The sequence below is a fragment of the Paenibacillus konkukensis genome, from assembly GCF_023523925.1.
Taxonomy (GTDB): domain Bacteria; phylum Bacillota; class Bacilli; order Paenibacillales; family NBRC-103111; genus Paenibacillus_S; species Paenibacillus_S doosanensis.
The window spans coordinates 1,557,207-1,571,233 of record NZ_CP027059.1 but is presented as its reverse complement, the minus strand read 5'-3'; the positions used below and the strand labels follow the sequence as shown (position 1 = coordinate 1,571,233).

Genomic DNA, 14,027 nt, shown 5'->3' with positions numbered 1-14,027 from the left:
AGAAAAAGGGAGTTGACGATTGGATGCCTATGTATCCGAGACGCAAGAAACTGACCGCCGGTTTGCTTTCCCTGCTTATGCCCGTCTTGACGCTCACCGCTTGCGCGGACAACCCGTCGGGCCCGGGCGGCGCCCAGGACGGAGGGAAGAAGGGCAATCCGGTCACGCTGAAGATCGAATTGTTCGACCGCGGCAATACGCCTCCGGGGGCGCCTCCGCTTACGGAAAGCTGGTTCGTCAAATATATGCAGGAGAAATTCGGCGATCCGAACAATATTAAGCTGGAATTCGTTACCGTTCCGCGCACGGAGGAAGTGCCCAAGCTGAACGTTCTGATGGCGGCGAACGAAGCGCCGGACATTATATTCACTTACAGCGATCCGGCGGTTCAGAACTGGGTGAAGCAGGGCGGCTTGACCGAACTCGGCGATCTGCTCAATCAATACGGCCCGAAATTGAAAAAATATCTCGGCGACCAGCTGCTCGGCTACGGCGTCATTAACGGCAAGCAGTACACGGTTCCGGCCAAGCGGATTATTCTGGCCTCCAGCACCCCGATCATCCGCAAGGACTGGCTGGATAAGCTGGGAATGCAGCCGCCCAAAACGACGGATGAGTTTTATAACGTTTTGAAAGCGTTTAAAGAGAAAGATCCGGGCAATACCGGCGGCAAAGTGATTCCGTACGGCATCCGCTATAACAACAACCTGGACCCGCTTGTGCGCACGTTCTGGAAGCAGATGAGCGAGGAAGAATACTACACGCTGCCGGATTGGCTGAAGCCGGGGAACAAGGACGCTTACCGGTTCCTGAACAAGCTGTACAACGAGGGCTTGATCAGCCCCGACTTTGCGCTGGATAAGGACGGCAAGAAGTTCCAGGCGGATCTGGTTAACGGTCAAATCGGCTTCGCGATCACCAATACGAACGAGCCGGTCTATCAGGCGTATTATTCCACGCTGCAGAAAAACGTCCCGGGCGCCACGCTGCTTCCCGTCGATCCGTTCACGAACTACGAAGGCAAGCATGTCAAGGCGATCTACCATCCGCTTTCCGCGCACATTATGATTCCCAAGGCGAGCAAGCGGGCGGCGGAAGCGATCAAGCTCCTCGACTGGATGTCGGACTACAACGTCATCTTCGATCTGCAGAACGGACCGGAGGGCGTTGCTTACAAAAAAGGCGACGACGGCATTCCGGTGTTCCTCGATACGGACGACGCGAAGAAAATTATGTACAACTATCTGGACTACAGCATGCTGATTAACGGCAAAGATATGGGCGATCCGGAAAAAACGCTGAAAGCGAACGCCGCCGATCCGAAATACAAAGATTTCACGATGGACAGCATCAAAATCGGCGATCAGGACGGCCAGCTGCCGCCTCGCTTCGACCGCCCGATCGAGGCGCAAATCAAATACAATCAGACCCTCAGCGACAAAGGCGTCGAAATCGTCGTCAAAACGATAACGGCCAAGCCGGCGGATTTCGACAAGTTGTACGACGACATGGCGGCGGAATATATGAAAATCGGCGGCAAGGAAGTGCAGGACGAGCAGCTTAAGGCGTATCGGGAAATGAAGAAGAAATAAGCGTAAGAGCGGCACGGAAGCGCGGTGAATCGGCGACGGAGCAGGCGGAAGCCGTCCGTCATAGCGTTAGCGCTTGACCATGTATCCCCGGCTTGCAGCCGTTAACCGATTGGATTCCGGGGACGGCGGCGGCCGGAGGACATGTTTCGCGTACGCGGCCGCCGGCTTCCACCGCGCTATTCATGAGCGGCTCGACAGGGTCGCTCATTCGGCTTGTCCAAGGAGGAGGAGAACGATGAAGCCAATCGTTATGACCGTCATCGGCGGGGGCAGCGTCAACTGGATGAGAAATTTAATGCGCGACGTGTACTTGATGGACGAAGCGGAACAAGGGGAAATTCGGCTCGTAGACCCGAATAAGGAGCATGTGCAGGCCGTGGCGGCGATGCTGACCGCCTTTAATGAGATGCGGGGCAAGTCTTACCGCATCCGCGTGATGGACGACCGGAGGGAAGCGCTCGGCGGAGCGGACTTCGTGATGGCGACGTTCAGCCCGGGGGCGATGGACGCCTTTTGGAATGATCTGGAAATTCCTGTCAAGTACGGCATCCGCCAGCCGGTTTCGATGACGGTGGGACCTTCCGGCATTTCCGCCGCTTTGCGGACGGCTCCCATAGCCTACGAGCTTGTGCAGGAGATGGAGCGGGAATGCCCGGAAGCGTGGCTGCTCAATGTGACGAATCCGATGAGCGTCGTCACGCGGGCGATGAACGCGGCTTCGGTCCGCACGCGAATCGTCGGCCTTTGCCACGAATTCCACTGTCTGCCCGCTTACCTGGGGCCGATTCTCGGACTGCATAAGCCGGACGGTACGGACATTCTCGATTACTTGTACCGCTGGCTTCCCCAGCAAGGATTTCAATATAAGGTGGCGGGAATCAATCATTTCATCTGGCTGACCGAAGCGCGTTGGCACGGAGAAGATATGCTGCCGCGAATCCGGCGGTATTGCGCCGAGCATTGGGAGCTCGGCGGGGAAGCCGGAGACGGCGGCAGGCAGACGGACCCTTTCCGCAACCGGGGAGCGGTCAAATTCGCGTTATGCCGCCAATTCGGCTATTTGCCGCTTGCCGGCGACCGTCATCTGGTCGAGTTTTACCCGAGCTTGTGCAATGTCCGCAACGGCTATGCGATGAAATACGGCGTGCAGAAGACGACGGTAGATGCGCGCAGGCTCGGCAAGCTGGAGCAGCTCGGTCATATTCGGGCGATTGCCGCCGGAGACAAGCCGATGGCGTGGGACCGGTCGGGCGAAGAAATGATCGAAATCATCAAGGCGGCGTTGGGCGGACCTTCGACTCCGGCGATAGTCAATATGCCGAACCGGGGGCAGATCGCCAATATGCCGCAGGGAGCCGTCGTGGAGACGTTGGCGGATGTATCGGCGAGCGGGATCGTCCCGAGACCGTCCGGCGAACTGCCGGGTTCCGTCGGCAGCTTGTGCCGGCTGCACGCGGACGTTCACGAGCTGACGTTCCGCGCCGCGATGGAGGGCAGCCGGGAGCTGCTGATCGAGGCACTCAGCCTCGACCCGCTGAGCGGCGGCGCGGACTTCGGCGAGCTGCCGCAGCTGGCCGACGAGCTGCTGAGGGCGAACCGGCCGTGGCTGCCCCGGTTTTGGAAGTCGTAGACGGTCCGGTGGCGGCGTACGACAGCCGGTTTTGAAGCGGGCCGCCGAAAGCGGCCCGTGCGGCTTCGTTATGATGGCTACGCTATGACGGCTATGGCGGCTTTGGCGGGCGAGCGAAGCGCCGGACGATATGATACACCGAAGCGCGGGGAGTGGAGCGGCAGCTCATCCGCAGGTGCAGTTCAGCACCGGCTTGCGGGCCGCCGCCGTTTCGTCCAGCCTGCGGACGGGCGTATCGTGAGGCGCCTCCAGCAGCAGCTCCGGCTGCTCCTCGGCTTCCCGGGCGATGCGGATCATCGTCTCGATAAACGCGTCGAGCGTTTCCTTGCTCTCCGTCTCCGTAGGCTCGATCATCAGGCATTCCTCGACGTTGAGCGGAAAATAAATCGTCGGAGGATGGTAGCCGAAGTCGAGCAGCCGTTTGGCGACGTCCAGCGTGCGCACGCCGTATTTCTTCAGAGCGCGCCCGGACATGACGAATTCATGCTTGCAGCTGCGCCCGGCATAAGGGATGTCGTAATGCGGGGCGAGCCGCTTCATCATGTAATTGGCGTTCAGCACGGCGCATTCGGACACCTCGCGCAGCCCCTCGGGGCCGTACGAGCGGATGTAGGCGTAGGCGCGGACGAGAATGCCGAAATTGCCGCAGAAGGCTTTGACTCTGCCGATCGATTCGGGGCGGTCCGCATCGAGATAATATGAGCCGTCGTCCCGCCGTGCGACGAGCGGCTTCGGCAAGTACGGCGCCAGCGTGCTCTTCACGCCGACCGGTCCTGCGCCGGGTCCGCCGCCGCCGTGCGGCGTGCTCATCGTCTTGTGCAGGTTCAGATGGACGACGTCGAAGCCCATGTCTCCCGGCCGCGCGATGCCCATAATCGCGTTGCAGTTGGCGCCGTCGTAATAGAGCAGGCCGCCGGCCTGATGAACAATCTCCGCAATCTCTTCGATATGCTCCTCGAACAGGCCGAGCGTGCTCGGATTGGTCAGCATCAAAGCGGCGGTATCCGGCCCGACGGCCGCACGCAGCGCGTCCAGATCGACGAGCCCCTCCGCGTTGGACGGGATCGTCACCGTCTGGAAGCCGGCGATGGCGGCGCTGGCCGGATTCGTCCCGTGCGACGAATCCGGAACGATGACCTTGCGGCGGGTCTCTCCGCGGCTCTCATGATAAGCGCGAATCATCATGAGGCCGGTCCATTCGCCGTGAGCGCCTGCGGCGGGCTGCAGCGTAACCTGGTCCATGCCGGTCAAGGCGGCCAAATCCCGCTGGAGCGTATACATCAGCTCCAGCGCCCCCTGGACGCTGGATTCCGGCTGGTAGGGGTGAATGAACGCAAACCCCGGAAGCCGGGCCGCATCCTCGTTGATTTTGGGATTGTATTTCATCGTGCACGAGCCGAGCGGATAGAAGCCGTTATCGACGCCGAAGTTGCGCCTCGACAGCTCGGTATAATGACGGATGACGTCGACTTCGTATACTTCGGGCAGTTCGGCCGGCTTGCTTCTTAGCATGGCGGCCGGAATGCACTCGCCGAGCTCGGCCTGCGGCACGTCGCACGGCGGCAGCGAATAAGCGATTCTCCCCGGCCGGCTCATCTCGAATATCAGCGCTTTGTCTTTGATCATAGGAGCTCCTCCAATCGCCCGGCGAAGTCGTCGATTTCGTCCCGGGTCCGTTTCTCGGTGACCGCGAGCAGCATGTGGCTCTGCAGCGCCCGGTCATAAGGCTCAAGATCGAGGCCGCCGATAAATCCGGCCTCCAGCAGCCGAAGGTTCAGCGCCGGAATATTCGTACCCGGCGGCAGCTTCAACGCGAACTCGTTGAAGAACGGGGCGGCGAACGGCATCGTCACGCCCGGTATCGCGGAGAGCCGCTTGGCGGCGTAATGCGCTTTGTGCACGTTCAGGGTCGCCGCCTCGCGGATGCCCGTCTTGCCCATGACGGACAAATAGACGGACGCGCACAAGGCGAGCAGCGCCTGGTTGGAGCAGATGTTGGACGTCGCCTTGTCGCGCCGTATATGCTGCTCCCGCGCCTGCAGCGTCAGTACGAAGCCGCGCCTTCCGTCGCGGTCGGCGGTCTGGCCGACGATTCGCCCCGGGATGCGGCGCATCAGCGGCTCGGCGACGGCGAAGAAGCCGCAGGTCGGCCCCCCGAAGGAGGGGGCGATGCCGAGCGGCTGGGCGTCGCCGACGACGATATCGGCTCCGAGCTTGCCCGGAGCCTCAAGCAGCCCGAGCGCCAGCGGGTTCGCGCTGACGACGAGCAGCCCCTTCGAGCCGTGAACGATCGGCTCGACTGCGGCAATATCCTCCAGTCCGCCGAAGAAATTCGGCGACTGGAGGATGACGGCGGCCGTGGCGGAGGACACCGCCGCCCGCAGCTCGCCGAGATCGGTGACGCCCTCCGGGGTGTAACCGATCTCGGCGACGTCCAGCCCGAGCCCGCGCGCGGTCGTCCGCAGCACGTCTCGCGCCTCGGGATGGACGGTCCGCGAGACGACGAGCTGCTTGCGCTTCGCGGCGCCGCACGCCAGCGCTCCCGCCTCGGCCAGCGCGGTCGCGCCGTCGTACATGCTGGCGTTGGCGACGGCCATGCCCGTCAGCTCGCATATATACGACTGGAACTCGAAGATCGCCTGCAGCTCGCCTTGGCTGATCTCCGGCTGATAAGGCGTATACGCGGTATAAAACTCCGAGCGCGAGACGATATGGCGGATGACGGCCGGGATGTGATGGTCGTAAAGACCGGCGCCAAGGAAGCTGATCCGGCGGGAGCTGTCCGCATTGCGATCGGCCAGCTCCTGCATATGCTTCATCAGCGACAGCTCATCCAGCGCTTCCGACATAGGCAGCGCGCCTTGATAGCGGATCGATGCCGGGATGTCCCGGAACAATTCTTCGACGGATGCGGCGCCGATCGTGCGCAGCATATCGTCCCTGTCCTCATCTGTCATGGGCAAATAACGGTGCTTGCCGCTCATCGGCCTCAGGCTCCTTTCCTGTTCGAGATATACGGATGCCGATCCGCTGCTGCGGCGGACGGCGGGGACGGGCCATCAAGAATCCGATTTCAACAGCGATTGGCAGATCAACTGGGCAAACTGGGCATCGCAGGGGACTTTTCTTCGCCCTTTCAGGCTCTGCGGTAGAAAGGCGTGCGGACAACCTCGGCTCTCAGCCGCTTGCCGCGAATGTCCACCTGCAGCTCCGTTCCCGGCTCCGCATACGCCGCCGGAACCAAGGCGAGCCCGAGGCTTCGCTTCAATGTCGGCGACTGCGTGCCGGAGGTCACTTCGCCGATCCGGACATCGCCGTCGCAGACGGGATAATGCGCGCGGGGAATGCCGCGATCCCGCATTTCCAGGCCGACCAGTCTGCGCGGAATGCCTTCGCCGAATTGGCGGCGAAGCGCATCGCGCCCGATAAAATCTCCCTTCGACCATTTGACGAAAGGCAGCAGTCCGGCCTCCAGCGGGCTGATCGAGGCCGACAGCTCTTGGCCGTACAAGGGCAGCGCGGCTTCGAAGCGCAGCGTATCGCGCGCGCCGAGTCCGGCCGGCAGCAGTCCGGCGGGCTCTCCGGCTTCAAGCAGGCGGCTCCACAAGCCGCAAGCCGAATCGGCGCCGACATAGAGCTCGAAGCCGTCTTCGCCGGTATAGCCGGTGCGCGACAGGAGGACGGGCAGGCCGCACACCTCCGTTTCTCCGATGAAATGAAGCGGCTTCAGCTTATCGAGCGGCGCGTCCGTTACGGACTGAAGAATACGCTGCGCCTTCGGCCCTTGCAGCGACAGCAGCGCCGTAGCGTCGGAGCGGTTAGCCAGCGTCACGTCCCCGATCAGATGCTCCTCCAGCCAATCGATATCCTTCTGCACATTCGCGGCGTTTACGACCAGCATGAACTGATCGGCCGACAGCCGGTACACGAGCAGATCGTCCACAACGCCGCCGTCCTCCTGGCACATCAGCGTATATTGCGCCTTGCCGTCGTACAGGCGGGCGAGATCGTTGGTCGTCAGCCGCTGCAGCATCGTTTCGGCGAATTGTCCGGTAACGTAAATTTCCCCCATATGGCTTACGTCGAAAAGCCCGGCCTGCTGTCTTACGGCTTCATGCTCCAGCTGAATGCCGTAATAATGGACGGGCAGCTCCCAGCCTCCGAAGTCGATGCGGCGCATTTCGGAAAAAGCCCGGTACTGCGGGAATAGCGGTGTTCTTTTGAGCCCTGCCATATGAATCACCCCTTATCCGGTTGTTGACAGGCGGGTCAGCCTGAAAAAGGACAGGTCGAAAAAGGCGGTGTATACAAACGGGTACGCATGTATACAAACGGTCCTTTTCGCTCTGTCCCTTGTACCTGAGAGTTACCTCGCGCGTTTTGTCCTAAGCCGGTTTTCGCGTCTGCGCGAGTTTCCCCTTGGGCGATCCCTTGCGCGAAGGCGAAGCCGTTCGCAGGGATTCTCTCCAGAGGCGCGTCCGGCAATGGTCCTTTTGCCTGAGAGATTCACCTGCTCCGCAGGCTTACTCCTTCGGCGTCGCTGAAGCCCCGGCTGCAGCAATCTCTCCCATTGCTTTCATTCGCATATTGATTCGCATATTGAATAGATAGCCTATGGTTCATCATATGATCGGGTAAGGCGGAAGTTGACGATAGTTCTGAAAAGTCCGACTATTTATCTGGGTGTGTGCCCGTTATCCGGCCTGTTGCTTCCGGACGAGCCGGCGGGCGATACGGTGGGCATGCTCGAACGGAACACCGAATACATTTCTTATACTACCATTATATGTAGGGAGAGTGGCTGCGATGAGTGAAGTCAGAGCGGATTTGGTTTATACCGGGGAGCATGAATGGGTGCGGAAGACAGGGGCGGCAACGGTAAAGATCGGCATAACGGATTTTGCCCAGCGGCAGCTCGGGGATATCGTGTTTGTCGAGCTTCCCGCAGCGGGGGAGGAGATCGAAGCCGACCAGGCGATCGGCACGATCGAGTCGGTGAAGACCGTCTCCGATCTGTTCAGCCCGGTCAACGGCAAGGTGCTGTCCGTCAACGAGGCGCTGCTGGACTCGCCGGAGCTGGTGAACCGGGAGCCTTACGACGCCGGATGGATAGTGGAGGTAGAGGTCGGCGGAGCGTTGGACGAAGCGCTGGCCGGTCTGCTCGCCCCCGAGCGGTATGAGGCTTATATCGCCGACGGCGATTAAACAACCGATCCGGGAGAGCGTAACGCTCCGGCGCTCCGGCGGCGAAGGCTTGCGGGCCGGTGAGCTTGCCCGGCAGGCGGCGGAACGGGCGAAGTCCGCCCGTTAATGAAACGGGCACCGCCGTAAGGAACCGGCCGGCGCATCCGCCTCTGCGCTTGCGCCGACCTCCGCAGCCGATTCGTTCCCATAAGGAACCGGCTGGTAGGAGAAAGCGGGCCTCAGCTCCTTATTCTCGTGGAAGTAGCGGTCCCAGATCGGCGTGGCGGCAGGGGACATCGGCGGGATCAACCACGACCACTTGCCGTTGACTGCGCGTCCGGCGTCCGCTTCCTGACGCTCGAAGCGCATGAATTGCTCCGAGGCCGTATGATGGTCGACGATGCTGACGCCCTTTAGCTTAAACGAATACAGCACGGCGGTGTTCAGCTCCACTAGCGCGCGGTCTTTCCATAGACCGGCCGGGTTCGAACGGTCCAGTCCCATCAGCTCGGCGATTCGGGGCAGCTGGTTGTACCGGCTTGCATCCGATAAATTGCGGGCGCCGATCTCCGTCCCCATATACCACCCGTTAAACGGCGCGGCCGTATATTTCACGCCGCCGACCTCCAGCAGCATGTCCGATATGCAGGGGAGCGCATACCATTTCAGTCCGAGCTCGGAGAATCGTTCCAGCTCAGGATGAACGAGCGGTACCTCCAATACCAGCTCGGGAGGCACCGGGTACCATTTCGGTTCGCGGTCTCCTATCGCAATGATGAGCGGCAGCACGTCGAACGGAGTGCCCCGGCCTCTCCAGCCGAGCCGCATACACTGCTTCGTGAAGGCGACGGAGGAAGGGTCGCCGACTATCCCTTGTCCGGTTTCGTATCCGGCATAGCGGATCAACTGGTGGTTCCATATCCGAATTCGGCGTTCCTCCGACTCCGGGGCGAACACGGTGATGGCCGGCCGGATGCGGCCTTTGTTCGTCGCGTATTCAATATGGCGGAATAGAGCCTCGGCTATGGCGTCTTCCGTCTCCAGATGCCGGGCGTCGAACAGCTCCAGCGAAGGCCAGAACAATCTGCCGATGCAGCGGCTGTTGTTGCGCCAAGCCAGTCTGGCGCCGTATTTTAATTCCTCTGCGGTCTGCCGGTAAGTGCCCGTCCGCTCCAGCGAGTCGGCGATTTCGGCGATGCGGCGCTCCGCCGTTTCTTGAGAGAGACCCGTTTCGGAGCTGTATTGTTGGATAAAGCCGGCGGCTTCCGCAAGCCGCTTCCGATGGTTATCTGTCATGCTGCGGTTCCTGCTTTCCATGCGTTCTGCTTATTCCGATGCTTCTACTATACTGCATTTGGGCTGCGCTGTTCCGCGCCATATTTGGCAATTTGACAACATTACGGACCGGCGATATGATGTATGGAAAATCGGCCTGCCAATAAGGGAGTGAGGGATTTGCCTCGCAATGTCGAGAGAGATCAGGAAGCGCGCAAAGAGCGATGCGAGCAAATTTTATCCGTAGCCGTGCAGTTGATTGCCCAAAAAGGGCTGGAGGCGACCAAAATTTCCGACATCGCCGCCAAAGTCGGGATTAGTCACGGGCTAGTTTATAATTATTTTCAATCCAAGGAGGAACTATTCGCCTCCCTTCTCAATAAAAACCTGGACAGCCTCCGGCATCATCTGGAGCAGGTAGTCAAGCTGCCGGGGCCCGCCCTGGAGAAGCTGACCGCACTCGTGGAAAATATGCTGCGCAACCAATGGGACGATGCGCTGTTCCATCAGATGTTCATCGATCAGATTTTGACCTCCGATAGTATCGGCGAGGAGTTGAAGCAGTCGGTGCGCGAACGCATTTCCGACAATTTGGATATTATCGCCGCGCTGTTCCGCGAAGGGCAGAAGGAAGGAAGCATTCTGGACGGAGATCCGCGTCAGCATTCGCTAGTCTTAATGTCCTGCATCCGCTCCGCTACATTATTCAAACGCCGGGAGCTGTATGTCAGATTCGATGCCCAGAGCATCCTTCGTTACTTTGTTGCAAGATAGCGGAGACGCGCTCCGGCGTTGACCCGGCGTCTTTCGAGCGGATATTTTTCTCCACACAGAATTCAAGCCTTAAAAGATAAAACCGGACGCTTTCCTTATGAGAGCCGCCGGCTTTTTTTTGTTTAGGAAATGATGCGCAGCAAAATCCTGTGGATATCCGGGGTCTCCCCCAGAGGAATGGTTAGACGCCGATCCAGCTTAGGCTTGATGCGGACGGAATAAGCTTCAGAGCATCACGTCACTACCCTGAAAATTTTTTAGCGTAGTACCTAAAAATGACAACACTAAGCTAAGCGCGGCTCTTCATGTTTAAAAAAATCGCGCTCGGGAAAAAAAGTGGGGCTGATGCTTAAGAGATTTTTGTTTCCGTTAATGTTACGGTATAACCTAGATTCTCCAGCCTACGAACGGACTGTCTAACAAGCGCTTTTTCTTGACGTTTCTCAAAGTATTGCGCGCCCAGTTCGCGATAGTCCTCTTGACGGGTGAGGAGGTGGTAAGCAATGGTCAAGATAGAATGGGCAACAGCAACGGCTGCTCGCTGCTTACCTTTGCGAGCCGCAATGCGCCTATATTGTGCGCCGAGATAGTTATCGGAACTTTTCAAAGAATGAGCCGCTTCGATTAAAGCGGAACGGAGATACTTGTTGCCTTTTCGGGTTTTGGACGACTTTCGTTTCCCAGCGCTTTCGTTATGACCTGGAACAAGTCCTGCCCATGAACAAAGGTGAGCAGCTTTCGGAAAGCGGGAAGCCACATCGGTTCCGATTTCCGCCATGATTTGTTCAGCTGTACGCAGAGCAATTCCTGGAATCGTGTCCAGTCGCTCCAGGTCTTTCCGAAAAGGGTCAAGTCGTTTCGCAACCTCCTGATCAAGGACCACAATTTGTTCGGCTATAAAATCCATGTGTGTGATCATGGTTTTGAGCATTAGCCGTTGATGTGGATTCATATGTCCTTGAAGGGCGAGCTCGAGTTCAGCCTTTTTGCTTTTCATCTTCCGACGGGCTAAATCAGCGAGCTTCTGCGGGTCGTCTTCTCCTTCGATCATGGCCTCGAGCATGTCTCGCCCTGAAACGCCCATGATGTCGGAGATGACAGAAGACAACTTAATGTTGGCGCCTTCGAGAACCTTCTGGATGCGATTAAGCTCACGTGCCCGCTCTTGAATGAGGCTCCGACGGTAACGAACTAACTCACGAAGTTCGCGCTGGTTGCGATCCGGAATATAACTGGCAGTAAGTAAGCCATGCCGAAGTAAATCTGCAATCCACTCCGCGTCCTTTACATCGGTCTTGCGTCCTGGAACGGCCTTCATATGATGAGCGTTGACGACAAGGAAATGAATGTCTTCGGCTTCGAGCAGGTTAACAATGGGTTTCCAATACACACACGTACTTTCCATGGCGACATGGGTACACTGATGTTCCTTGATCCAGTCGACGAGTGTCATCAAATAGAAAGTATGGGTGGGAAACGTTCTAATCTCCTTTCCTTGAGGGGTAACGATACAGGCGGTAATGTTCTTTTTGTGGACATCCAGACCGCAGGCACGTTCAATAAGCACTTCCATGGTCAGTCACCTTTCTATGGCTAAAAAATTGAGGCTGGTGCAACAACCGATAAGGGATTAATCTACCCTGCGTGCTTCCCAAGTTGGGAGCGACAATCTAAGGTACACCAGGTCGTCGGAGTCAGACTTTTGGATGGGTTCAGGACACCAAAGTGAACCGACCTTCCTCGCCAGCCATAGTAGCAGTGTTAACGTTTTTTGTTAGTACCAACCCCATTTTCATCATCAATGGTGCCGCGTCAGCGGCATGGATGGCTTTTGGGGGATTTGTTCTGCGGAGATTTGGTAATGTTTGAGTAAAGCCGTCTCACAACTTGACTTTGAGTCAATTTATATCGTAAAGTTTTAGAGTCACCCGTCGCATGGTTATAGAGAAAAGGATAGGAAGCTTACAGATAAGGGAGAGATCAATGCGATGAATTCCGTTTCAAGCCGCACATCCCCGCTCATTCTGCTGATGGCCAATATGTTCATTGCCATGCTGGGGATCGGTCTTATTATTCCCGTACTTCCGGAATTTCTTAAGGAGTTCGGAGCAGGAGGCAGCACGGCGGGCTATCTTGTCGCCGCATTCGGACTAACGCAGTTTCTGTGCTCGCCTATAGCCGGGGAGTGGTCGGATAAATACGGCCGCAAAGTGATGATTGTATCCGGACTTGTATTATTTACATTGTCCAACTTTATTTTCGCCGCAGCCTCCGAAGTTTGGATGCTTTACGCCTCCCGTTTGCTCGGAGGGATCGGAGCTGCATCGATGATTCCGTCTATCATGGCTTACATTGCCGACGTTACGACGGAAGAGAAGCGGGGCAAGGGCCTCGGGATGCTCGGCGCAGCAATGTCGCTGGGATTCGTTATCGGGCCGGGCATCGGCGGCTTTCTGGCTGAGCTCGGGCTGCGCACGCCGTTCTATGTATCCGCAGGCGTAGGCGCATTGGCGATGATCACTTCCTTGCTGCTGCTGCCGGAATCGCTGTCCGAGGAAGCGCGGATGGCCAACCGCGGCAAGGTGGTTCAAAAGGAAAGCTTGCTGAGCCAATTCGCCCAATCGTTCCGTGCGCCGTATTTTATTTATTTGCTGCTTATTTTTACGCTGACCTTCGGCTTGGCCAATTTCGAGGCGATTTTCCCGCTCTTCGTGGATAAGAAATATTCGTTCACTGCGCGCGACATTTCGATTTTAATTACGGTCGGAGCTTTGGTCGGCGCCGTGATTCAAGCTGTGGTGATCGACAAGCTGATCCGCCGCTTCGGCGAGAGAACGCTTATTAATACGACCTTTTTATTGTCTGCCGTATCGCTGATTTTGATGCTGCTGTCGGGCAATTTTTGGTACATTTTGCTCGTAACGCTGTTCTTCTTCACGCTGACGTCTATTATGCGCCCGGCGATCAACACGCTGTTGTCCAAAATGGCCGGAGAAGAGCAGGGCTTCGTCGCGGGGATGAACAATGCTTACATGAGCCTCGGGAATATTTTCGGTCCCGCTCTGGCCGGAATTTTATACGATATTCATCTGGATATTCCGTATATTTTCGGTGCGGTGATCTTGCTGGGCAGCTTTATGCTGTCGATGTATTTCGGCAGAAAGACTGCAGCCGGTGCGCCAGGAACGAGAGAAGTTCCGTCCGCCGTGCAAAAATCATGGCACTAATGAAACTAGCAGCCCTCCTGTCCTTAATAAGGATGACGGAGGGTTTTTTGCTGCTTGGGAAGAGGTCCGTCCGCTTATATAATCAGGCTGGTCGTGTTCTTTTTTTGGCGGGACTCGGCGAGGAGCTGCCCGCAGGCTGCCAGCCGATCAAATAAAAGCCTTGACACAAAAATAGGTCGGGGCTAAAATGAAAAAACATAGTTTTTTTCACAGCTTTAAACCGACTAATTCGATATGATTTATAAATTAACTCTTTCAGCAGAGAAAAAGAAGAAAAACAACTGATTCCAGCGCATTTTCGCGATCTGGATGGGTCGAATTTATATGAAAAATGTCGAAACAGTC

At 57.6% G+C, this 14,027-nt stretch carries 11 protein-coding genes and 2 riboswitches; of the genes, 6 read left to right on the top strand and 5 right to left on the bottom strand.

What is annotated here, in order from left to right; translation table 11 throughout:
• Nucleotides 1-77 precede the first annotated feature (77 nt).
• A complete protein-coding gene (locus SK3146_RS06970; RefSeq protein WP_434006892.1) occupies nt 78-1,592 on the top strand; it encodes an extracellular solute-binding protein in 1,515 nt (504 codons plus the stop codon).
• A gap of 235 nt (nt 1,593-1,827) precedes the next feature.
• Nucleotides 1,828-3,222 carry a family 4 glycosyl hydrolase gene (locus SK3146_RS06965; RefSeq protein WP_249864394.1) on the top strand — a complete coding sequence of 465 codons (1,395 nt, stop codon included), beginning with the start codon at nt 1,828-1,830 and terminating at the stop codon, nt 3,220-3,222.
• A 165-nt stretch (nt 3,223-3,387) separates the two neighbouring features.
• Here the strand turns inward: SK3146_RS06965 and gcvPB are convergent, their stop codons facing one another.
• The 3 genes from gcvPB to gcvT form a co-directional block, all read right to left on the bottom strand.
• Nucleotides 3,388-4,848 carry an aminomethyl-transferring glycine dehydrogenase subunit GcvPB gene (gene gcvPB, locus SK3146_RS06960; protein ID WP_249864393.1) on the bottom strand — a complete coding sequence of 487 codons (1,461 nt, stop codon included), beginning with the start codon at nt 4,846-4,848 and terminating at the stop codon, nt 3,388-3,390.
• On the bottom strand, nt 4,845-6,206 hold the full coding sequence (gene gcvPA / locus SK3146_RS06955; RefSeq protein ID WP_249864392.1) for an aminomethyl-transferring glycine dehydrogenase subunit GcvPA: 1,362 nt from the start codon (nt 6,204-6,206) through the stop codon (nt 4,845-4,847). Before gcvPA ends, gcvPB begins: the two co-directional genes overlap by 4 nt.
• A 152-nt stretch (nt 6,207-6,358) precedes the next feature.
• Nucleotides 6,359-7,456: a glycine cleavage system aminomethyltransferase GcvT gene (gcvT, locus tag SK3146_RS06950; RefSeq protein WP_249864391.1), complete on the bottom strand. Its 1,098-nt coding sequence runs from the start codon at nt 7,454-7,456 to the stop codon at nt 6,359-6,361.
• Between the two features lie 110 nt (nt 7,457-7,566).
• A riboswitch (glycine riboswitch) is annotated at nt 7,567-7,694 on the bottom strand.
• Nucleotides 7,695-7,697: 3 nt separating this feature from the next.
• Nucleotides 7,698-7,802, bottom strand: a riboswitch (glycine riboswitch).
• A gap of 226 nt (nt 7,803-8,028) precedes the next feature.
• On the opposite strand from gcvT, the gene gcvH reads away from it, so the two are divergent.
• Together gcvH and SK3146_RS34985 are read left to right on the top strand one after the other, a co-directional pair.
• Nucleotides 8,029-8,427: a glycine cleavage system protein GcvH gene (gcvH, locus tag SK3146_RS06945; RefSeq protein ID WP_249864390.1), complete on the top strand. Its 399-nt coding sequence runs from the start codon at nt 8,029-8,031 to the stop codon at nt 8,425-8,427.
• Nucleotides 8,399-8,533, top strand: coding sequence for a hypothetical protein (locus SK3146_RS34985; protein ID WP_283942813.1), 135 nt, complete (start codon nt 8,399-8,401; stop codon nt 8,531-8,533). Before gcvH ends, SK3146_RS34985 begins: the two co-directional genes overlap by 29 nt.
• Here SK3146_RS34985 and SK3146_RS06940 read toward each other — a convergent pair.
• On the bottom strand, nt 8,530-9,702 hold the full coding sequence (locus tag SK3146_RS06940) for a nitric oxide synthase oxygenase (RefSeq protein ID WP_249864389.1): 1,173 nt from the start codon (nt 9,700-9,702) through the stop codon (nt 8,530-8,532). The two genes, SK3146_RS34985 and SK3146_RS06940, sit on opposite strands and share 4 nt — an antisense overlap.
• A 159-nt stretch (nt 9,703-9,861) precedes the next feature.
• Between SK3146_RS06940 and SK3146_RS06935 the strand changes: the two genes are divergently transcribed.
• Nucleotides 9,862-10,455, top strand: coding sequence for a TetR/AcrR family transcriptional regulator (locus tag SK3146_RS06935; protein WP_249864388.1), 594 nt, complete (start codon nt 9,862-9,864; stop codon nt 10,453-10,455).
• A gap of 349 nt (nt 10,456-10,804) precedes the next feature.
• Here SK3146_RS06935 and SK3146_RS06930 read toward each other — a convergent pair whose 3' ends face one another.
• Complete coding sequence (locus SK3146_RS06930; RefSeq protein WP_249864387.1) at nt 10,805-12,028, bottom strand: IS110 family RNA-guided transposase; 1,224 nt, start codon at nt 12,026-12,028, stop codon at nt 10,805-10,807.
• A gap of 415 nt (nt 12,029-12,443) precedes the next feature.
• Here SK3146_RS06930 and SK3146_RS06925 point away from each other — a divergent pair, with 415 nt between their 5' ends.
• Nucleotides 12,444-13,682 (top strand): MFS transporter, encoded by a 1,239-nt coding sequence (locus SK3146_RS06925; protein ID WP_249864386.1) that lies wholly within the window; start codon nt 12,444-12,446, stop codon nt 13,680-13,682.
• The last annotated feature ends 345 nt before the right edge of the window (nt 13,683-14,027 follow it).